The 23,248-nt window shown below is 47.6% G+C and carries 15 protein-coding genes; 2 read left to right on the top strand and 13 right to left on the bottom strand.

From position 1 onward, the window contains the following. Positions 1–4 precede the first annotated feature (4 nt). The 4 genes from ACYQ2L_RS09330 to ACYQ2L_RS09315 form a co-directional block, all read right to left on the bottom strand. On the bottom strand, positions 5–1,336 hold the full coding sequence (locus ACYQ2L_RS09330; protein ID WP_460054386.1) for a sensor histidine kinase: 1,332 nt from the start codon (positions 1,334–1,336) through the stop codon (positions 5–7). Further along, positions 1,333–2,361: an ABC transporter substrate-binding protein gene (locus tag ACYQ2L_RS09325; RefSeq protein ID WP_460054382.1), complete on the bottom strand. Its 1,029-nt coding sequence runs from the start codon at positions 2,359–2,361 to the stop codon at positions 1,333–1,335. The genes ACYQ2L_RS09330 and ACYQ2L_RS09325 overlap by 4 nt, the downstream gene beginning before the upstream one ends. Positions 2,362–2,398: 37 nt before the next feature. Continuing rightward, a complete protein-coding gene (locus ACYQ2L_RS09320) occupies positions 2,399–3,277 on the bottom strand; it encodes a nitroreductase family protein (protein ID WP_460054377.1) in 879 nt (292 codons plus the stop codon). Between the two features lie 82 nt (positions 3,278–3,359). After that, entirely contained in the window at positions 3,360–4,763 is a 1,404-nt protein-coding gene (locus ACYQ2L_RS09315; protein WP_460054374.1) for a glycoside hydrolase family 16 protein, read from the bottom strand. 83 nt (positions 4,764–4,846) lie between these two features. Here ACYQ2L_RS09315 and ACYQ2L_RS09310 point away from each other — a divergent pair, with 83 nt between their 5' ends. After that, on the top strand, positions 4,847–5,848 hold the full coding sequence (locus tag ACYQ2L_RS09310; RefSeq protein ID WP_460054372.1) for a phosphotransferase family protein: 1,002 nt from the start codon (positions 4,847–4,849) through the stop codon (positions 5,846–5,848). Here the strand turns inward: ACYQ2L_RS09310 and ACYQ2L_RS09305 are convergent. Then, complete coding sequence (locus ACYQ2L_RS09305; RefSeq protein WP_460054370.1) at positions 5,832–8,315, bottom strand: beta-glucosidase family protein; 2,484 nt, start codon at positions 8,313–8,315, stop codon at positions 5,832–5,834. The genes ACYQ2L_RS09310 and ACYQ2L_RS09305 overlap by 17 nt on opposite strands. Before the next feature lie 39 nt (positions 8,316–8,354). Further along, positions 8,355–10,403, bottom strand: coding sequence for an FAD-dependent oxidoreductase (locus ACYQ2L_RS09300; protein ID WP_460054367.1), 2,049 nt, complete (start codon positions 10,401–10,403; stop codon positions 8,355–8,357). 140 nt (positions 10,404–10,543) lie between these two features. On the opposite strand from ACYQ2L_RS09300, the gene ACYQ2L_RS09295 reads away from it, so the two are divergent. Further along, positions 10,544–11,728 carry an ROK family transcriptional regulator gene (locus ACYQ2L_RS09295; protein ID WP_460054365.1) on the top strand — a complete coding sequence of 395 codons (1,185 nt, stop codon included), beginning with the start codon at positions 10,544–10,546 and terminating at the stop codon, positions 11,726–11,728. 17 nt (positions 11,729–11,745) lie between these two features. On the opposite strand, the gene ACYQ2L_RS09290 is transcribed toward ACYQ2L_RS09295, so the two are convergent. The 7 genes from ACYQ2L_RS09290 to ACYQ2L_RS09260 all read right to left on the bottom strand — a co-directional run bounded on the left by ACYQ2L_RS09290 (position 11,746) and on the right by ACYQ2L_RS09260 (position 23,170). Further along, positions 11,746–12,192: a cupin domain-containing protein gene (locus ACYQ2L_RS09290; protein ID WP_460054362.1), complete on the bottom strand. Its 447-nt coding sequence runs from the start codon at positions 12,190–12,192 to the stop codon at positions 11,746–11,748. A 38-nt stretch (positions 12,193–12,230) separates the two neighbouring features. After that, the gene (locus ACYQ2L_RS09285; RefSeq protein WP_460054359.1) at positions 12,231–14,936 is read right to left on the bottom strand and encodes a GH36-type glycosyl hydrolase domain-containing protein; all 2,706 of its coding nucleotides are present in this window, start codon (positions 14,934–14,936) and stop codon (positions 12,231–12,233) included. Positions 14,937–14,938: 2 nt separating this feature from the next. Continuing rightward, complete coding sequence (locus ACYQ2L_RS09280) at positions 14,939–18,097, bottom strand: hypothetical protein (protein WP_460054354.1); 3,159 nt, start codon at positions 18,095–18,097, stop codon at positions 14,939–14,941. An 8-nt stretch (positions 18,098–18,105) separates the two neighbouring features. Then, positions 18,106–19,026 (bottom strand): carbohydrate ABC transporter permease, encoded by a 921-nt coding sequence (locus ACYQ2L_RS09275; protein WP_460054352.1) that lies wholly within the window; start codon positions 19,024–19,026, stop codon positions 18,106–18,108. Positions 19,027–19,030: 4 nt separating this feature from the next. Continuing rightward, a complete protein-coding gene (locus ACYQ2L_RS09270; RefSeq protein WP_460054349.1) occupies positions 19,031–19,885 on the bottom strand; it encodes a carbohydrate ABC transporter permease in 855 nt (284 codons plus the stop codon). A 63-nt stretch (positions 19,886–19,948) separates the two neighbouring features. Beyond that, positions 19,949–21,235, bottom strand: coding sequence for an ABC transporter substrate-binding protein (locus ACYQ2L_RS09265; protein ID WP_460054345.1), 1,287 nt, complete (start codon positions 21,233–21,235; stop codon positions 19,949–19,951). 213 nt (positions 21,236–21,448) lie between these two features. Beyond that, a complete protein-coding gene (locus tag ACYQ2L_RS09260) occupies positions 21,449–23,170 on the bottom strand; it encodes a glycosyl hydrolase family 17 protein (protein WP_460054340.1) in 1,722 nt (573 codons plus the stop codon). Positions 23,171–23,248: the final 78 nt, after the last annotated feature.

Below are 23,248 nucleotides of genomic sequence, written 5' to 3'. Positions count from 1 at the left end.
TATTTCAATCAGAAGGAATTATAAGGTCGAACCTGGTTCCTTTTATGTCGGAATGCATGGTCCACTTGCCATTCAGCTGTGCACTGAGGTTCACAATAAGATCCATTCCCAGTGAAGCATCACGCTCAATTTCAAAACCTTCAGGAAGCCCCTTTCCGCTATCTGACACAGAAACTGTAATGCCGGTTTCTCCGGATTTACAAACCAGTTCCACTCTCTTGTCTGACAGATCTGCTTCGTTGAATGCATGCTTGAAAGAATTACTCACCAGTTCATTCACGATCAGCCCCAGAGGAATTGCTGTATCAAGATCAAGCAGAATTTCCTCACTCTCCAGCGACACCATAATATCCAGAGAACCATAGGTTGATTTCAGCACGTCAATAAGATCACGGAAGTAATCCGAAACATCTATTTTTTCAAGGTTATCTGATTCATACAACTTTTCATGCACCAGAGACATGGAATAAATGCGATTATAACCTTCCTGCAGTGATGCAGCAGCTTCCTTGCTGACCTTGGGCATCTGCAGGCTGAAAAGGCTTGCCAGCACCTGAAAATTATTCTTGACCCGATGATGCACTTCTCTCAGCAGGATCTCCTTCTCGGCAAGAGCCCCCCGAAGGGCTCCCTCCCTATGCCAGACCTGATCGAGCATCTGATCAAAAGCCGCAGAAAGATGAGCAATCTCATCCTCCTGTTCTCCGAACTCCAGACTGCCACCCTGCTCCTCAGAGAAGTATTTCATGCGCCCGACAATTTTACCGATAGGCTTGACAACCAGACTATTCAGCACGACGTTCAAGGCCGCCGCAAGCACGATTATTACCACAACAACCCCGGAAAACAGAACAATTGCCTGCGTTCGGATTTCTGCCATGGCACTCTGACGGCTGTATTTTATTACAATACTACCTATCTGATTTCCGTTATATAGTATTGAACCTTCGACCGTAATAATCGCAGAGGTGTCTACCTTCTTTTGTGCAGGCTCTTCGTCATACAGGTGAAGTTCTCCATTCTCATCTCTGACATAAATGAACCATGGACTAACAGAATCTGTACCTTCAATAATTGATATGGAAATAACATCCGGGTCATTCAACTCAGCCATAACAAATGCCTGGGCCGTATCCATGTTATAGCCCCACAAGGGGATTCTCAATGCATTTTCAAGGCGATATACAATTCTGTATGCCCGGGCATCCAGCTCCGCAGCAAGACTGTTCCTGGCACCTAAAAAAGAAACCAGACCGGCGAGGCTCAATATGAACACGGTAAGAGGGATAACAAGAATATTAATCTTTACTTTCAGGGAGTTTCGTCCAGGGATCATTGACCTACCTTCCTCGGTTCCGGATCCGGAATCATCATGTTGAATCGAGCTGCACGTCCATCATGTATGGCAATCTCCGGCTGCGCTATCTCCGGATGCAATCGTCTGAAATCCTCTCCTGCAAGATATCTGAGCATCTGGTCTGCCAGAATTTCTCCAGTATGGACATATGAGCTGAAGACTGCTGCGCTTGCTCCGTTGTTACTGTTCACATCCTGAGGAGACAAGCCGATTAATGGCTTCTCAGCGGTCTCGAATACCATTCTGCTGAAGGAATAATGCACCCCCATCTGATCACTCGGGCTCATAAATACATCAACGATCGGATCCAGTTCCAGTATATGCTCTCGTGCCAGCTGAACACTTCTTCTGTATCCCTTTTCACCGGTTATGAATTCAACAGAACGATATTCAATGCTAAGGTCCGACAGCTCCGGCTGCTCAAGTGCTTTCTCCAGCATTGCACGATAGGCAATTGACTGCGGCATTTCGGAGTATACCAGACCGATGGTTCTCGCCTCCGGCAGCAGCTCCCTGAGAACCCGCAAGCGGACTGCTGGATCGACGGTAAAACCAGTCCCGGTAAAAGCGCCCGGAGGTGGCACTGCATAATCATCTATTAAACCAAGTCCGACGGGATCTGTTACACCGGCAAAAAATACTTTATCATGCCCCATGAGACTGCCGTCCTTGCCTATTATTTCCTGGGCAGCCATTGCAGCAATTGTTCCATTTACCAGAACGATATCATACTCAAGCCCTGCCTCTTCGAGCTGGATCCTGCGTATTGCCCCTGATTCATTACCCAATGAATAGCGCTGCACAATCATCGAATCACCTGGAATAAATCCTCTACTCTGGAGGCTTTGAAAAAGTGAAGAAAGAATGGATGTATAGGGCTCTCCAACCTGCGAGTCGATCACCAGCAGACGGACAGGGTTTTCCGGAATCATCTCATCCGGATACAGTTCGTGGATACCAGTCAGCAGCATAAAGGAAATAAGAAGCAGGTGAAGTCTGTTCATTCATACCCCTCGAAATAATGCAGCCATCTCCAGGACTTCAGCTTATAACACGGCTGTAAGCCACCTCATGAAAAGCTGACCGCTGATATGAGTGCGCCGAAAAACCAGCAGTGAAGGTCTCATACACACGATGTCCTGGAGGAAGTCCCAGATAATGTCTAACTGCTTTAGAGTATCGAGCTGCCCGGACAATAAAGCCGTTATAACAGGTTCCGACTCCAAGACTCTCGGCATACAAAGCAGCATGAGCCGCCCAGATCAAGGCATCTTCGGACGGACAGCTGCTTTTCCGGTCAGCATGAAACACAAACAATGCAGCAGCACCATGTGTCAGGTTATTACGCCCCGCAAAATAACGATCAATGTGTTTATTATAAGACATCAATCTATAAAATGCCTTCTTTCCCATAAAAATCCGCAGAACCGGTTTGCTGAGCGGATTCAAGACAATACGTGAAATCCGTCTGAAGAATAACATGCATAGATCACTGAATTCTCTCATTCGTGCTGATCCACTGATTACTGTAATTCCGACACCGCGGGAATTGGTCCCGGTGGGACTATGATTGGTAATTTCGATAATGTCCTGAATTAAATGATGCGGAAGTTCTTTTCCGCTGAAGCGTCGTATGCTTCGTCTCCGTTTCAGAAGATTGGCAAGTTCCCCGGAAAAACCGGCAGGGAGATCATGTACAGGATGACCGGTAAAGGAAGTTCCTTCAGGCGCTCTCCAGCTGACAGCTGCTGTCGGGCAGATTGCGGAACAGTGTGAACATCGAATGCAGCGCTCATAGTTTATGCTCATATCCGGAGAATTAATTGCATCGGCAATACAATCAGCGATACAAAGTCCGCAGCGGATACAGGTATCAGCACAGATCTGTGGAAATCTGTATTCAGTCTCGGTCTCTTTCATGACTACCCATTATATACACATAGATAAAGGGGGGCATCCCCTGCAGACAATGCCCCCCCCGAAGCCATACAGCTAATTCATGCTAGTCCGCATGTACCTGCAGATTATCAAAGTACCAGGTGAAATTTTCTCCTCCATCACCAACTCCATTATTCCGGAAGTCAAAAATCAAGGTAATCACATCCCAATTCCGGGTAAAGCCGGCTTTGCTCATGTCCCAGGTCATGAGTTCCCACTCTCCGCTGGTTGTAGTGTCCTTTGTGATCTCATAGGTATTGCCACCATCCTGCTGTTCAATTTTCATCAGAACCGGAACGCCTTCTCTCGGAGACCAGACCTGCATCGAGATAGTGTGATTTTCTTCAGAGAATCTGAACGATTCATTCAGCAGGCCATATGCGCCAGCCCAGAACGGCCCGGCTCCCTTGATCATTTTCCCGACACGCGGACTATCGTTCTGATCATCAATATATGGATTATCAACCACCTCTACTGCTCCACCTTCAAAGCCATTGAATACATTGTCCCAGTCTATTCCTTCCTGCATGAAGTCTATCGGCAGGCCAGCTTTAGCTGGACCTGCTTCGACAGCGGGTTCCTCAACTGCTGCAGCCGGTTCAGCAGGCTCACTCTGTTCAACTGCGGAGGCAGAAGGAGTATTGTCCGCACCAGGAGCCTGATACACCCGGACATAATCAATAACCATTTCCTGGGGAAATACAGTGCTGGAATCGGGATCTCCAGGCCAGTCGCCGCCTACGGCAACGTTCATCAGCAGATGGAAGGGCTGGTCAAAGGGCGCCGGAAAATCATGACGGAGTGTATGCCATCTCTTCTGTGTCCGGAACAATTCACCATTCACATACCAGCGGAATTCTTCTTCCTCCCATTCAAGAGTGAAGACATTAAAATCATCCGAGAATTTACCTGAATCAAGACGGTACGAGCCACCACTATAGGTATTGTGCGGCCACTCACCACCAAAATGAAGAGTTCCGTGAACTGTACCGGGTTCATGGCCTACCAGTTCCATTATATCGATTTCCCCGCTGGCAGCCCAACCACCGTATACGTCATCAGATGGAAGCATCCAGATGGCCGGCCACAAGCCCTGCCCCTCTGGAAGTTTGGCTCGAATCTCGAACCTTCCATAGCGCCAGTCACCTTTTCCCAGGGTCCGGATTCTGGCAGAGGTGTACTGCATACCTTCATATTCTTCCTCAACTGCCCTGATATGAAGCTTCCCGTCCTGAACAAAAATATTCTCAGCCCGGTCTGTATAGTATTGAAGCTCATTATTTCCCCAGCCGGTCAGTCCGAACTGTTCTCCGGTACCATGCATGTAGGACCATTTGCTTGTATCCAGGCTCGTACCTTCAAACTCATCCGCCCATACCAGCTCCAGATTACCCATAGGATCATCAGAAGTAGTACAGGAGACGGAAAGTATAAGCAGTGCTATAATTAAAACAAGAATTCTTTTCATGGATTGTCTCTCCTTTCCCAATAGTATAGGTTTGTTGGTGGCTGCCGTCAACATAGATTTAAAAAACGAACATGAGGTGATTCATGCACAGTAAATCAAAAATCAACATTGGATTAGCGCAAATAACCCGACTCTCCCGGGCAGCAATGGACACGGACACCATCGAAGCTCATGAGCTCACCGATGGCTGGGCCAACACCATTTACCGAATCAAGGTGGAGGACGGCCGGACATGTGTACTGAAAATATCCCCACCCTCCGACTGCCCGGTCATGAGATACGAGAAGGATCTCATCTATACAGAAACGGCCGTGCTCGAATTGCTGGCGAAACACAGAATTCCGGTTCCTGAAGTATACGCTTTTCTGGAAGCCAATGAGGTCATAGATCACCCCTGTTTTTTCATGGAATTTATTGAGGGCAGCACACTAAGCGCAGTTCGCCAGAGTCCAGATTTTCGACCTGAAGATAATCTGAAGATTGACCGTAAACTTGGGGTTTTACAGGCTGAAATAAATAATATTGGCCAGAAATTTGATTTCTGGGGTTCAGTTACGGACAAAGGGAAACGTTTTGAGAGCTGGTATGACTGCTTCAACTCTATGATGATGGATCTGATCCGTGATGCCGAGGATGTTTCAAGCGACCTCGGTTTCCCGGTAGACGATATCCAGTCAATTCTTGATGCTAGTAAACAAGCACTCCACCTGGATACACAAGCAGCCCTCGTATTATGGGATCTGCACGATGGTAATATTATCATGAATGATCATGTAATCCGTGCTGTCATCGATTGTGACCGTTCATTTCTCGGTGACCCCCTCATGGAATTCTGGTTCAGGGGGCTCGCTGGAGACCGCGGAGAATTGAGGACAGCATTCCAGAAAACCATCAGCAGCAGCTTATACAGAAACGATGATCCAGACACCATCACCCGCATCAAACTGTACGATCTTTATCTCGCCCTGGTTATGCGCATTGAATGCGATTTCAGGGGATTCGCTGAAGACCACCGTGCCTGGACTCAGGAGCAGCTGATTAAAGCTGTCCTGAGTGCTGAGGAAGCAGTCAACGCTCTTTCCTGACCATTCTCAAAATCCCACGCAACCGCTTACCACTCAGAAAAAGCGCCAGGCCATCAATTGCCCGCATCGGTATCCGGCCACCGCTCATAAAACACCAGTTTCGCAAGGGTGTCTCCTTTACAACCGCCTGTATCATTGCGGCTGTTTTAGGATCAGCAGATTTAGAAAATGACTGCCTGACTTTTTTCATGATAAATCGATAGAGAATTCGCCCGGTAAGGGTTCGGCTGATGTCTTCCAGTGTCGATGTACGGCTGAATCCATCTGTGGGGTCATGGTCACCGGGCGGTAAATCAATCGGATGCGATCCACTACCGAGCAGGCGTGAAAAAGCTCCTGACTCAGTCAGGTTACGGAAAATACCGGTATCCGGAGTGAAATATTCAGGTACAATATTCTTCATGTCAGCAGAGGTCGAAGAAAGAACAGAGTTTATTCCATCGGGACTCCTGTCAGTGGAGAGGGAGTAATTCAGCTTTTCAGTCAAAAGGATATCCTCTGATGAGGCTCCGACGAGAACCTCAAAATCTCCGGCCTCGACACACCATTGACGGTTTCCCGAATCCCAGAAGGCAAAATCTTTCGCCTCAAGATCAATCTGAAGTTTCCTGGATTCCCCCGGTTCAAGCTCAACCTTGGCAAAACCTTTCAATTCCTTGTCCGGTCTGAACACGCTGGACTCGCAGTCGCGAAGATAGACCTGGGCGATTTCCTTCCCTTTTCTTTTTCCGGTATTTGTTATGGAAAACCCGACAGAAATATTTTCATTCTCACGGCTCATCTGAAGATCAGAATACGTGAAGCTTGTATAACTGAGCCCGTATCCAAAGGGAAACAAGGGCTCGATACCCGCCTTGTCACAGTACCGATAGCCTACGTAAATCGATTCAGCATAGGCGACACTTGCAGTGCCACCTGGAAAATTGACGGAAGAACTGACCTGATCCATGGAGCAGGGGAAGGTTTCGGCCAGCTTCCCGGAAGGATTAATCTTACCTAGCAGCAAGTCGCATACAGCAGAACCCCAGGCCTGACCGCCAAGATAAGTCTCGAGAACAGCGCGGACCTCAGGAATCCATGGCATAGAAACCGGAGCCCCATTCGAAAGAATAACCGCGGTCTCTGCATTGGCATGAGCCACCGCATGAATTAGCTCAACATGGCTGTCCGGCATCGAAATGTGCTCACGGTCAAAACCTTCGGATTCGGAAATCTCCGGCAGGCCCGCAAACACGAGAACTATATCAGCCTCGGCAGCTATCCTGACGGCTTCCTGAATCAATTCATCGATCGCCTGTTCACAATCCGGATCATATCCGGCAGCCCATAGCAGATGTTCCTCACCGAGCTCGCCAAGGAGTGAATCCCAGACGTTATCCAGCCTCCAGGGATTAATAAGTGAACTGCCGCTTCCCTGGTAACGGGGCACACGCGCAAAACTCCCGATGACAGCAATTTTTTTCTTTTCTGATTTTATTTTCTGCGCATCCAGGGGTAGCAGGTTTTCATTCTTGAGTAAGACAGCTGAATCAGCTTCTGCCTCCCTTGCAAGTTCATGGTGCTCCAGTTCATCGTAGCTGTAATCTTCCTTGAGAGTTTCAGACGTTCGAAATACAATTCCGAGAATCCTGCGAACAGATTCATCCAGTACGGATTCATTCAGCTTACCGGAACGTACAGCCTCTACAATCAGTTTATCATTGACCCCGTTACTACCCGGCATTTCAAGATCCAGTCCGGCAGCAAGCCCTGCGACCCTGTCATTTATTGCTCCCCAGTCTGTCATAACCAGTCCAGGAAACTCCCATTCCTTTTTCAGGATTTCAGTCAGCAGTTCCTGATGCTCACTGCAGAATACTCCATTAACCTGGTTATATGCACACATCAGGGTATCCGGCTTGCCTTGTGTTACCGCTATTTCAAAGCCTCTGAGGTAGATTTCCCGGAGCGCCCGCTCATCGACCCTGGCATCTATATGCATTCTTCGCCGTTCCTGATTATTCACCGCATAATGCTTGAGAGAGGTGCCGATTCCCTGATCCTGGGTTCCCTGGATAATTGCCGCTGCCAGACGGCCGCTCAGAATCGGGTCCTCGGAAAAATATTCGAAATTCCGGCCGCACAAGGGAGAACGCTTGATATTAGCGCCAGGACCAAGCAGCACCGCCACTTTTTCCTGTCTGCATTCCTCGCCGAGGGCAGCTCCAATTCGATACAGCAGATCCTCATCCCAACTCGAAGCTGTGGCTGATGCGGTAGGAAAGCAGGTGGCCGGAACGCTGGAGTTCAGTCCGATGTGATCCGAGTTTCCTGCCTGTTTTCTCAGTCCATGCGGCCCATCGGTGACCATAATCGAGGGAATTCCTTTATCTGGTATTTCCTTGAGGGTCCAGAAATCCTTGCCGGAACAGAGCGATGCCTTTTCTTCCAGGCTCAGCGACTCGATAATCTGATCAATATTGTGCACAAACTGCCTCCTGAGAGACAGTATAACACTGCCCGGTGATTATTTGGACATCATATCGTGAAGTCCACCGCCGTTTTCCGCTCTCACGAAACCAAGCTTCTGCAGCAGGCGGACACCATAGGCAGATCTTGCTCCTGAGGCACAGTAGAGAATCAATTTCCTGTCACGGTCACCGAGTTCGTCTATCCGTCCGGGAAGCTCATCGAGTGCAATGTGGATTGCTCCGGGATACGCTCCATATGAGAACTCTTCTATAGTTCTGACATCGATTACAAGCGGTTCGCTTGCCGCGAGGGCAGCCTGCAGATCTTTTTCTGCACTCTCTTCTATTGATTCACTGCTTTCACCACTGCTTCCACCGCTGCGACCTGCATTCATTTCTGCTGCAGCATCCCTGGAATCAATCGGGAATAATTCAGCAAGAGGCTGCTCTCCGCGTAATGAGAGAATCCGGGAAAATCTTTCCAGAGAAATATATCCTCCAGCAAGATTAAAAACCCTGGAAAATCCAGCCGCTTTCATCATTCTCAGGGATACATGCCCCTTTTGACCATCATCACTTATGAGCAGAACAGCAGTATCCGGAGAGATTTCCGACATTCGCTCACGCAGCATGTTCTGACTTAAATTGATGCTACCCGCAACATGCGCATTCCGGAAACTGATAGGATCCCTCAGATCAATAATCAACGGATCATTCTGCTCTGTAAAGCTCAGGAACTCAGAGGAAAGCAGCATTGGACTGAAGCCATCCTGCTTGTTCTGCGCCGTAAAGGCCGCCATATTTACCGGCCCATTCGGACTGTTGAAAGGAGGCGCATAGGCAAGATCAAGTTCGGCCAGGTCTTCCAGGGTGAGTCTTCCTGCGATTGCGGTAGCCATTACATCCAGACGTTTGTCTACACCGACTTTACCCGCCGCCTGCGCACCGATAATTCTGCCGCTGCTGCGGTCATAGACCAGCATAAGACTGACCTTCTCTGCCCCTGGATAGTATGCGGTATGACTGAGTTTATGAACAACAACCGCATCTGCATCTATTCCTGCATCCCGGGCCGCAGAAAGACTGACTCCGGTTGATCCGGCTGCTGCATCAAAGAGCTTGAGAATCGATGTACCGATTGATCCCTTGTACTTCCTGGCCCCGCCCAATGCATTCTCAGCGGCGATTCTGCCCTGCCTGTTAGCAGGTCCTGCCAGAGGGATCCTGACTTTTTTACCGAGAATCCGATGCTCAAGTTCAACCATGTCCCCGGCTGCAAAAACTGCAGGATCGCTTGTCTGGAGCTTATCGTTAACCAGAAGGCCGCCTGCTTCACCAATGTCAAAACCTGCGTCCTTGACCAGATTCAGTGTCGGTCGTACACCAATGGAAAGAATAACCATGTCCGCCGGCAGCTTTCTGCCGTCATTCAGCAGTACACTGCCTGCTTCAATCGAAGAAAGGGCAGATTTCATATTCAATTCAACACCATGATCCTGAAGCTGCTTGCTGAGAAATCCGGCAAACTCCGCTTCAAGATTCGGCATGATCTGTCCTGCCATTTCTACAAGCCTTACCTTGATACCCCTGTGCACGAGAGCCTCTACCATTTCCAGCCCGATGAAGCCCCCGCCTACAACGACTGCAGTTTTAGGCTGCCGTGATTCTATAAAGCCGTGAATTGCATCCATGTCCTGCAAGGTCCACAGCTGGAACACGTGCTCCATTTCGATACCCGGCAGTCCCGGTATTACCGGCTTGCCTCCCTGCGCAAGAATCAGAACATCATATGAATAATCGCGTTTACGGCCTGTGTGTCTGTTTACGGCCGATACCTTTTTCTTCCTGCGATTGATTTTCAGGGCTTCGGTGTGGAGTTCAACCTGAACACGGTATTGATCGCGAAAGGTTTCCGGACTTGCAAGTATGAGAGAAGAACGATGCTCAACCTCTCCACCGATATAATAAGGCAATCCGCAGTTCGCAAATGAAACATCCGGCCCTGATTCCAGTAGAGTAATCTCAACGTCACCATTTAGCCGCCGGATCCGCGCAGCTGCAGTTGCGCCAGCTGCAACACCGCCGATAATCAATACTTTATTCATCACAATCTCCTTATCTGATTATTTATATATACATATTTTATTATATTGTCAAGACTGAAATTGTAATTGAAACTAATATCGTGTGGACTATCTCTTCATTAGTTGGTAGAGTAAATCAACCTTACCGAATGGATATATAAATGGCCAAGTCACTGACGATCGGAATAAATACAGCACGCATCCTCCGAAGCCTATGGATCAGAAAAACAATGAGCCGGATAGAGCTGGCCAGACACCTCGGAATCGACAAATCAACCGTATCTAAACTGATCAATGATCTGATAGACACCGGCATTATCAATATTGTATCCGAAGGTGATTCAGGTCCCACAGGCGGTCGAAAACCTCTTTTTCTGTCCCTCAACCCGGAATACGGTGCAGTACTGGGTGTTGAAATACAAACTGATACCTTCATTGCTGTCCTGGTGAATCTTCATGGTAGGATTTTATACACTGTAAAAAAAGAATATTCACTTGGAAAACAGACGATATCTGAGGCCTTCTGCTCCATATACGACAGCCTTATTCCAGGCTTCGTTGATATGGGAATCAAGGTAATTGGAGCTACAGTAGGTGCCGGCGGTATAATAAATCCATATAAAGGTATCATGTATCAATCAAACCCGCTCAATCTGCGTGAACCAGAAAATATCTATGACGAACTGGACAAATGCCTGGACATACCTGTACTGATAGAAAACGATGCGAACTGCGGAGCGTGGGGAGAGATTGCATTCAGCAAGCTTCACCAGAGCACCAGAGATTTTATCTACATACTCGGAGAAACCCGTAACAACAAGGCAATAGATGCAGAATACAAGGGCATAGCAATCGGAACAAGTATTGTCATTGACCACAAGGTACATTACGGTCACGATTATTCTTCAGGAGAATTCCAGAGTGTTTTTAGAAGCGGCGAATACAACAACCAGTTCAATATCACCGATGAAGAGGCAGGAATTTATGAGGATGATGAACAACTATTCCTGAAGGTAGCACATGAGCTCTCCAAAAACATCGCATTCCTGGTGAATGTACTCAACCTGAAAGAGGTAATCCTGGGAGGCCGTATTGAGTACCATCCAGAAATTATTGATGTCATGCAGGAAGAAATATACAAAAACTGGTCCTATGACACCCCAACCCGGGTCAAGGTAAGATTCAGCGATCTCCAGGAACAGACAGTAGCTTATGGCGCAGCAGGAATGTTTCTTGAACAGCTGTTTTCCCTGCCTGATGTCTCGGCAAGCAAAAACGATGAAATGAAGAATTCGTTGCGCGAGCGGTCTGCCCGCGCAACGGATTTCAGAATGGAGCAGCTGTAGAGGACTATAACAAGCTCCTACAGCATGCTGTGTTTTCTGCGCACCCCGGAAAAGGCCGTGAGATCTGATCTCAGTTCACTGGTGAGCATTATTTCGCGGGAGTTGCTGCTGTCGGTATCTCTGTTTTCCACAATTAAAACCATGGCATTGATACTCGGAGTATGGGAATGCCATACCCCGCTTTTTACATTGTACATTTTTCCAGGCTGCATGTTAATACAGTGAATTGCAATTATGTGGCCTGAATCTTCAGGATCGGTTTCACCAATATAAAGCTTACAGTTCCCCTGCAGCAGTACGAAAACCTCATCTGTTTCATCATGACAATGAAACTTTTCAATATTCTCCGGCAGCAGTTCCGGGTGAAAGTTCAGTATTGCAACACGCCAGCTGCCGAAATCGACGACCGGAGAATACCCTTCACCGGTATATTCTCTCTGTTGTACAAGATGTTCGATTCCCATTACTGTCTCCTTTGTGCCGAATGGTCACTGCTACAATATTACGCAGATCCTAAATGAACTGTAATTCTGGCCCCGGAATCAGATAGACTGGAAGCTGCAATTTTCACACCACTCTCTTCTGCCGTAAATACTGATTCTGCACCATTTATCTCTATTTTTTTCACCCTGTAAAAGCCGGCATCCAGCCTTTCAGGATTTAGAAATTCAACCTGCAGGGATGCTCCACGGAAATAGGTCTGGATAGACACCATGTCACTAGCACCCCACTGCTCGGATGCCAGTTGAGGATCGATAATCAGATCTCCCCAAGCACCACGAACACCAAACATTCTGGTCACCAGTGTCAACAGATACCAGCTTGCAGATCCAGTAAGGTAGCAGTAGAGCCCCCTCCCGTCCGGATCAAAATATTCCGGCAAACCGGGATACATTCTGGAACGGGAAAAATCTGAAGCAGCAGAGTGCATCATTTTCATTACTTTCCAGCCGGCAGCGGCTTCACCTCGAGCATAGAGCGCATAGGCATACATTACCGCCATATGACTGAACATAGCCCCGTTTTCCTTATGACCATAGGCGAAACCGAAACAGCGGCCAAGATCCAGTTTGACTTCCTGAAAATCGGTGTTGAGGCGATAACCGCCAACCGCGGGGTCACAGAGAAATGTGTCCGCAGCAGAAATTATCTTCTTGACCTGACTGCTGTCAGCAGCACCGGAAAGCAGGGAGAAAACCTGTCCGGTAAGGGTCATACGCACACCACCGGGAAAATCACCCTCTACCCTTTTTCCTTTATTATCATAATATCCGTTAAACCAGCCATGCCCGCTGGAGCTATCTATCCACTCATTCTTTCGTATATGCAGAAGCAGATGATCGGCTTTTTCCCTGAGATCAGCAGCCAGAGACGCAGCATTGACGGCTGTCCTTTTTCCAGCTGGGCCTTCACTGGCATTTACGAAATACGATGACAGAAGCTGCTGCTTACTGTCCGGGTTTGTGTAATCAATCGGGGTACCATTATAGCGGTCAAGAAGGATCAGTAACTCATCAGCAATCATGATTTCTGATCCAGCTGCGGCCAGATGCTCGGCGGCCTCAGCCAGCCACTGGAGATTTGCTGCATAGAGACTGGAGAATGCAACACTCTCGCCTTTCTCATCAGCCATATCCAGGCCGTCATTCCAGTCAGCCCCCTCAAGTAGAAGGGTGTTATGCTCCCCTACATGGAAAAAAGCCGACAGCTGCTGAAGTAGCATGTGCTCGAACACTGTACCGGTATAGATGTCACCGGCAGAAGTCCGTAGCCGGGTATCGGCCCCGGCTGCGGTGTCTCTCCGCTGCGCGGCTCTAGCCCAGAGTGAATCGGAAAAATATTCCTGCTGTTCTGTAAGAAAATCCAGATCTCCGCTCTGATCGATGTATAGTTTCACGGTAAGTACCGGCCAGGCACCGTGATCCATCCACACCCGCGGAATGTTATTTCTGTCTGCAAGAAAACTTCCAGGCTCACTGCCTATTATGGTTGCATTCGTTCCATCAAAGCGTATACCGGCAAAGTTCGACAACAAGAGCTTTCGAACATCGTCAGGTTCCATGAGCAGTAAGGCAAGACAATCCTGCCATAAATCACGCCAGCCCCGGCCGCCCCGGCCGTAATCATGATACGGAAGGAAGGAACAGCCATAAATCCTGCGCAGTATTGGCTGGACGGAAACCCAGCGCATCCACTGGTTGAATTTTTCATCCTGAAGACCACACAATACTGGCTCTGTTTTTTCGGCCCAGAAAGCCCTGTTTTTATCCAGAGCTGCAGAGAATCCATCTTCAGAAGCATATAGCTTCAATGCATCCTCTGCTTCAGCGGCTGTTTCAAAGACACCGCTAATCATAAAAACCGAATATACAGCACCTGGCGCAATCTCAACCGGAGAGAACTGAAGAGCCGCAATGGATTCACAACCCTCAACGGTATTACCGGATATTTTCACCACACCAGCTGCATAATCCTTATCGAATACAGCCTGTGGACGTTCAGCATCACCCCGCTCCCCGATATATCGATCGAGGTCCGGATAACAACCTATGGGAGCAGTTCCATGACTGTCCTGAGCTAGTACGGAGTAGACAGTAGTATTTTTCTTGTGTCCCCGCTCATCAAAACTCATGGTAGGGATCAGGTGCATGCCCTGATCAGTGACCTGTACGCGGTTGAGAAGAGATGTGACATGTCGATGGTCCCGCAACGAATCTGCTGACCTGCCGTATAATGGATATACCGGGACCAGTGAGATTTTTACTGTCGAATTACCATTATTCTTAATGCTGATTCTGCTGACTTCCAGTCGCTCAGAGGCGGCTGGACTGAATGTCAGCATTTCAGATTCAAGCTTTTTATCCCCGGATTGTCTGCTGGTCTTATGCCACAAAAGACCGGCCTCAATACTCTGACTCTCCGCTTCCGAGTTTTTCTGCGCATGTGAAGAACCGGTAATTGACCACGGTGTTTGATTCTCCTGTATCAGCCAGGCAGTCCGCTTCAAACGACTGTTATGCAGATCAACAACCGACACCGGTGGCATGAGAAAATGATTATGATCGATTTTGGCATCTCCTCCACCATCCGGGCAGATCGATGCCATAAATCCGGCCTCATTCGCTACCGGGAAATATACTCCGCGGACAGCATCAGCATTCTCAAGACGGAATACCGCGTCTTTTCCGGTAAACTCCCACGAATTCATAATCAACCTCCGATCCTTTCCAGTTCAATCCTTACCTCACTCACGCGACCTTCACGGATTGCTGCTGCATACGGTGCAGGAATAACCGGACCCTCTACATCGATTGAAGTGTTATCATCCCTCATGCGAAGGTTAATGGCACCGATACCGATATTTCCACCTGGGAAAACATCTCCACCGTGTTTGTGCTGATAGGTAACAAGGGTATTTCCCATAAACATTGCAGTAATAATCTGTTTGTCATCAAAAAGATCTTCCGGTAAACATGGCTCGAAAAGCAGTTCAAGCTGTCCCTCATTGTAACGGAAAGGTTGCTTTCCCCAGAGACAGATATTAAGAATACTGATGAACTCCGCGGTTGAACCGGATAATCTTGCAACAAAACCCCGACCATGCAGGTTTTCGTCAGGATGCAGGCTCGAGACAATAAAACTCGAGTTTTCATACGGGCTTCGTCCATAAACCTCCTGATCCATGAATGGAACAAGCATGGTTCGGGACAACTGCCAGAATTCCTTGTATAGACCTGCATGCAGCAAAGCGAGCAGATATTTATACTGCATATGCATCCATATTGAACCATTTTCAAGCCAGCCGGGTGTAAAAGCCCGTGCACGGCCGATTTCATGGGACAATTCATCCAGCGGGGCATTGACGCGCAGCATCGAAAGCTTTCTGTCATAGAGCTCGCTGTTCATAACCTTTTCATGCAGGGCTTTTTTTGATTCCAGGTCCGGCTGCAGCGCGAGAGCACGAACAAATCCTTCCAGGAACAAGGGCAGGGCCTTGAAATCGAAATCCGGAACGAAAGCTTCAGCAGTATCAAGAAATAAATATTTTATTTCCTTTGGATTTCTGGGTTGAATCGTCAGATAACAGGGCAGAGTTCCATCATTCAGTTCAACTGCACGATTGAGACCAGCAAGAACATCCTGCTCCATATCCTCAAGCAGTGCCCTCAGCCGGGTAATATTCATCGCCTTCCGCTCACCGCTGAAACCGGATGCGGTTTTTTCACGGTATTCTTCGCGGCATGAAGCCATGAGATCCCATCTGACGTGCAGATCCTTGTTATCAAAAATATCCAGCTGCAGAAACTCCTGTATGCGTGAATATAGTTCGTAGATTTCTTCTGCTAATTCTGCTTTGACCTGACTTTCCGGCTTCACTGCATGAGTCAGAAGAATGCGGATAAGACGCAGCAATTCCCAGGATTCAGGCAATGAGGATCCCAGAATTCCAGGTAATCCGTTGAGTGCATCATACCAGCCGGGTTTGCCAGCTTCCATTTCTACGCCGATACCAAAAGGATCACGACCGAGAAATTTCAAGGCTGCCATTCCGAGCAGCTTTTCTCCCAGACTGGCGAGATATATGTTCCCGCTTCTGTCCTTCATCCAGCTGCTCTCAGGCTTGACATCAGGTTCTTCTACAGCCTCGTACTGCCGCACGCCGGCATCGGTGAGCTGCCACTTTTTCTTCCTGGGTAATACCTTATGACCGCTGAAATAATAAGGATACTCACGACTGTCCCAGAACAGATCATCGATCAGCTCAGGGTAGACGGCCTGATAGTTTTCCAGCAGATCATTATTATAGGTCCAGTGATCAATCCAGAAACCTTCACCATGAACCGCATTATATTTGACATCTGCCGCCTGAAGAATTTCAGCGAATTTTTCGGATGTTTCCTTTGCATTATCAGGTCCAATATCTTCGAGAATGGCCGCATAGAGAGCACCAGGAGAGAATTTCTCACCACCGGCATACTTACTGGCTTTCGGAAGCTCATTCCAGTTAAATGCAGAAGCTGCTTTATCAGTCAGGAAGTAGGTTCTACCCTGTACGACCAGAGGATTGTAGGCATCTGTCTGAATGAGACTGACAAATTCCTTTAATATTTCCTTGCCGGATTCCGGCACAAAAAAGATATCGGCACGTCTATTCTGATTAACATCTCGATAGTTGCCCCATCCCTGGGAGTAGTACTCCGGCGGTATTACAAACCAGTTGTAATCTCGTTCAAGATCGCCATGCTTTCTGGAGAAAACCGGAATATAGGTTCCTCCCTGACTGGATTTCTCGATATGCGGGAATCCTCCACGCAGTACATTATCAAGATAATTCTGTTCACAGTACGCATTAAAAACCGGGTTGGAGGTATGTGTATAACTGTTTCTGACTATCGAGTCGGTAATTGACTTACCTGCCTTGACAAGAGAAGCATAGTTGGTGTTGGTTCGAAACCAACCAAGGAAATCAACAATCTGCTTTTCTTCAGCCCCACCACCATAAAGCTCGACAAGCTCATAGGATTCACCTGGTGCAAGCGAGATAGTGTCACAGAAAAAAGCACAATGCTGTTTCCCCTCTTTTATCTGTCGATTATAAGCCAGACCTTTGACACCACTCTTTTCAAAGTGTTCAGGCACCGACATAAACTGCTGGGCCGGAAAAAGAATATCCGGATCAAACACAGGTTCAAGAACCTTGAAGCCGTCTGCGGTCTTCTGTAGTCCCATTGCAAAATTGGACATCTTCTGCACCTGGACATTAGCAGTATCCTGCATGCTGGCACCAACCCTGTACAGGGCACAGAGGCCATCTACAGGAAATACATTCATCCAGGCCTGGGCAGTGGTGGAAATTTCCTTTAGTGCACTGAAGTTAACACCTGCAGGTACGATCTGCGGGAGACCGTCAAGCAGTTCACAGGAAAGTTTCTGCTTGCCGATGTTCGTAACCTTTACTTCCCGGACCAGTCCAGCCAACGGGGCCTCACCAAGAGTTCGGTACAGAACTTCAAATCGAAGGCCTAACTCATGATTTTCTTCCATTAAGGCCAGCTCATCAATTCCGACCCTGAACTCGTTCTGAACTGAGCTATTTCCCTGGGCAAATGGCTCGTACAGGGAGGGATTATCAGCATTCACTCGAATGAAACTGCGAAAACCCTGCTCCCGTACGGTGTGGTATGCCATCTTTGCCGAGTGATATTCGGAAATACAGCCATCCTTACTCTCAACGCCGAATCCAGCAATACCTTGCCCCCGATTTACATAGAAAACCCAGAGAGGAATACCATGTACCCCGGCAATTCCCGGGAGAAATCCCGAGAACGCCGGTTTGCTGTGAAAATCCTGTTGTACAAAATACTGCATAATCCCTCTTATTTTCCTTGTAATTTGTTGGTTACTTTACGGTTGATTGCAGTTACCGTGACGATAATAAAGAAAAGTACCCATGCAATAGCAGCACCACGACCCAAACGTCCGTTCTTGAAGCCGGTAAGCATTAGATAATAAGCTATTGTCAGACCACCGGATCCAGGACCACCTACGGTATCATAGCCGCCCAGAAGAACGAAAGGTTCATCAAAAAGCTGGAAACCGCCTATAAGACTCAGGCTAACACCAAAGAAAATGATCGGTATCAGCAATGGCAGTGTAATCAAACGATGCTGCTGCAGAGTGCTTGCACCGTCAATCTCTGCTGCTTCATACAGCTCATTCGGGATTCCCTGAAGTCCAGCAATATATATCACCATATTAAAACCAATGAATCGCCAGTTCAGAAGTATGGAAATTGTGGCCTTAATTGGTGCACTACGGCCGGTCCAGCGAATCTGCTCAAGCCCCAGAAAATTCTGTCCTATATAGTTTAACAGACCAAAATTGTGGTCAAAAACCATCCCGAAAATAATAACCGTTGCAACAGTACTGGTAATAAAAGGTGCAAAAAAGAGCGCCTTGAATGCATGTCGGCCTCGAACCCGTGGACTGTTCACAAGAATCGCCATTGGTATTGCAAAAACATGCTGCAGCAAAGATCCGGTAATCAAGAGAATAACCGTATTTACTACTGCTATATGAAAAAACTCATCGACAGTAAACAGCCGGGTATAGTTGGCAAGACCGGTAAAACCGCGATTACCAACCAGACGCATATCAAACAGCGACATGTAGAACGAATATCCAATAGGATACACACCAAATATCAAAAAGAGAATAAAGAATGGACTGACGAAGAAATACGGCGCCAGCTTCTGATTAAATCCAATTTTTTCCCATAATTGGGTTGCAGTTTTCATTTTATTACCCCTTCACACCACCGGCAGTCAGACCGGATATAAATTGACGCGACGCCACAAAAAAGATGATCAGAAGCGGAAGAATCGTCAGGGCCGTTCCCGCGTAAACCATCCCAAACTGCCCGAAAGAGACAGCATTCAAGGTATTCAGGGCAACCTGTAGATTCGTGACACTCATCCTGGGAAGAAGGATAAAAGCTCCAAGGAAGTTGTTCCAGCTTCCGACAAAGGTAATTATTGCCAGAACTCCCATTCCCGGCTTGGCCAGAGGAAATGCAATCTTCATTAATATTCCGAATTCATTCATACCGTCTATGCGAGCAGCATCCAGCAGATCGCTGGGAATTGATTCTTCCATGTACTGCCGCATCAGAAATATACCCAAAGCTCCTGCCATTCCAGGAACAATCAAGGCACGCCATCTGTTGATCCATCCAAATGCGACCATCATCCTATAGAAAGGAATAATATTCAGAAAAGGGGGAAAGGCCATGGTGGCCAGAATAAACATAAAAATAAATTTCTTGCCTTTAAAATCGTATTTGGCGAGTGCAAAGCCACCCATGGTACAAAAAAACAATGTGGTTACCACAGTAAGGACAGAAATGATAATACTATTCATATAGTTCTGCAGAAACGGGATCTGCTCCTGAACAACCAGAAGCCTGTGCAGGTTTTCCCATAACGCACCACCAAACCACATGTTGGGAGGAGTGCGAAACATCGTCTCTCTCGGATGGGATGCTATGATGAACATATAATAAAAAGGAAAAAAGAATATAAAAGCAAGTCCAATCAGTGCTGTATACAGGCCTGTGGACTTGATTATTCCAGGTATGGATATCGATGATTTTTTCACAACTCAACTCCTGTAAGAAAACGGGTGCAGCTACTGCTGCACCCGCACGATATCAGATAATGATTAATCGATCTGAGCCCTGATCTGGCGAAGAGCAGCATCATAGCCTTCTTCAGGAGTAAGATCACCTTCAATCACCTGACCAAGAACTGATCCCCAGATACTCTCAATCATGCGATCATATTCACTTACAGTCTGGTTAGGCATGTTCAGAGCAACATCTGCGAAGATCTGACGAACAGGCTCATTACCGAAGTAAGGAACAGGCTCGCTCATGATAGGATCATCATAGGTAGAAGTCAGCGCAGGGAATGCATCAATGGTTGCAAAAGTAAGCAGCTGAGCTTCCTTGCTGGTTGTCAGGTACTTAACTACTTCCCATGCTGCAGCACGCTTGTCAGCAGGAACAGTTGCAGGAATAGCAAGGTACGATCCACCAAGTGATGACATTGCCTTGCCCGGCAGATATGTTACTCTCCAGTCGTCTACATCTGGAGCAACCCATGTTCGAAGAGCACCACCCCACCATGCACCGTTAGGCATAGTAACAACTGTTCCGTTAGAGAAGGCCTCAATCCAGGGACCACTCCATGCGCCGAGGTCAGCATCAATACCTGCTTCACGTACAGCTGTAACAAGCTCAAATGCTCCAAGGAATCTTTCTTTTGGCTGAAGTACGTTTCCGTTTGCATCAAACCAACCGCCCTTAGCACCAGCAAGTGGGATATTGGCTACATCAGCAGCATTAGGAACTGACCAGCGACCATTTCCTGTTACTTTCTTACTTTCTTCAATATATTCGTCCCAGCTGTTCAGTCCAACAAAGTTGGCACCAGCTTCAGCAGCAAGACCTTCCCGATAGAAAAGAACTGCAGGAGCGATGTCTACAGGAAGAGCAACCTGCTCACCCGCACGAGTTCGACCCTGAGCCATAGCAAATTCAACCAGATCACCAGTTGCCTGGGAATGATTAAAAGGAGCCTGGTTCAGATCAAGCAGTGCATCACCCTGCTCAACGAAGAGAGCGATGAAACCAACTTCGAGTGACTCGATGTCGTTTGTGCGCTCACCAGCAGCAATCTGTGTTGTCAGTCGGTCATGGTGACCACCGAAATCAGCAGACTGGAAGGTGATGTTGATGTTCGGATACTTGGCTTTGAAATCAGCTGACTCAAAAACAACCGAATAGGCTGCTTCCAGGTCTCCGAATGCTCCCAGAGTCAGGTCATAGGTCCTGTTGGGATCAAAATCTGTTGTGGGAGCAGCTGCCTGCTGTCCACCGGCGAATGCGCTCATGCTTACCGCAGTAACCAGAACGATACTTACTAAAATTGTTGAAAGTTTCTTCATACTTTCCTCCTTGCTTGGTTTGAAAATAGACAATGTCGATAACTTGCGTTCTCTCTCTTGTTCATTTCCTCCTTATCCTTGGTTGGTTTCCGACTCAAACTAAGTATCCTATGGATTTATGATCCTGTCAACTTTTTATTTCGGGAAATTTTCACAGGAATTTGTTATTCCTGCCGGCATTACTGCAGACAGGAATAACATTCTTATTATGAATTATTTCTCCCAGCGGATGTTGTCCAGTGCAATTTGAGGCTTTGCACCGCTTGGGTTGCCAGTAACTTCAAATCGATCACCGATCACAAAGGGAGTGAATATCTCTTCCATGTTCATTGTTGCCGAAGACGGCTGTTCGTATGCCGGTGCTGCGTTCGGCACAATAGCAGAAATAGGAATGACAACCTCATGCCAGTTTCCATCATTTGCATATCCATAGCTGTTATTTGCTGGATCGACAGTAAGGTAGACATCCACACCAGTCTGATCTGTGACATTACCGGTAAAGAACCCGATTTCGATTTTTCCGGGGTATGTTGTCTTCACACTGAATTTCAGACTGCCTGAGCTGAATGCACTGAGATCATAGGGTTGAATACCACTGCCAAGAGTCATTCCCCAACCCCAACCCGCCGGTGTGGGATTAACAATAGCATAGGTCTCGCCTTCTGGCGGATTATCATCACCTGTAGCAATGGATGCTGTCGTTCCATTCTCCCAGGCATTCCATTGAAGGTCGGGCTTGAACTCGCCAGCTGCCTCATCTGCATCGCGGAAGACAACAAATCGATCCTCGGTAACCACAATTGCATCCTCGGAACCGGTAAAATACACTGCATCTGAAAGACTGAATCCTGAACGGCTCAGCACATATTTTTCGTTTCGATCTTTATCCCACAGCCCCCAGTTATCGTCGGATTGTTTCCATGGTTCGTCAAAAGCTGCGAAATAGAAGACCGCAGCTGGCCGGGTAAAGCCATCACCAGCATCATTCCCAGTCGATCCATAGGCCCATTTTCGTATATCATTATAAAACATTGACTGATTTACCGGATGACCAAGGTATTGAGCTGATCCAATGCTTGCACTTGGAACACTCTGCCAGCCAGTCTCGCCAATAACAATCGGAATATCGATTCCTGCTGCCATAAGCGCATTCCGGACATCCGAGAAGTTCTTCTTGGTATGCGCCAAAGCAGCATCCATCATTGCCCGGGCTCTCGAACCTTCGGAAATCTCTGACTGCTGCCAGTCCCAGAGATTGTATCCGGAGTCCCAGTAGGCATAGGTATGAATTGAAGCATAATCGATCTCTTTCCAGACCTGAAGCGTGTCATATCCGGATCCCATTGCAAAAGGAGCCCAGTTGTCATTTACCGTAACCGGCTGTTCAATTTTTGAACGCACACGACGGATATATGTTACAAGATCAGCCGGATCAACCGAAACAAAAGACCAGTCAACCAGAGTCTCGTTCCCGACGCTCACAGCTACAACAATGTCTTTATAATCGTTTGCAAGATCAATAGCCTCATCAAGCTCAGCCAGATTAGCTGTATCTGAGTTCGTACCGCTTACATAAGCCCCAAGCTGGACTTTTATGTCGAGGCTGCTGTCATCAATAACCTCAATTACATCACGGCCATGCTGTCCGGAACTGAAAACACGAATCAGGCCGAATCCTTTTGCCGCAAGAAGCTGAAGATCCTCAAGGATCTCTGCTTTACTCGGGTAAATTCCATCCTCCGGGCTCTGCCCTTCCCTGAATCCTGAATATGAGAGTGCTTTGCGCGAAAACACCTCAGAATCAAGCGCTCTAAGGTCACCTACCGTCTGATCATCAATGACAATCGGGACACCTGAGCCAGTAGTATCGCAGCCGACAAATGACACTGCCAGCAGAACGATAATTCCTATACTTAAAATGAAAATCTTTTTCATTATGCCCTCCAATAGAGCTGTTAAAGGCGGACCGGATGGTCCGCCTGGAATTGTTGCTTGACAAAGTGCAACATTACT

This window comes from Spirochaeta dissipatitropha, assembly GCF_054657935.1.
Note: the sequence above shows the minus strand (reverse complement) of the source record. Positions and strands in the feature narration are given on the sequence as shown.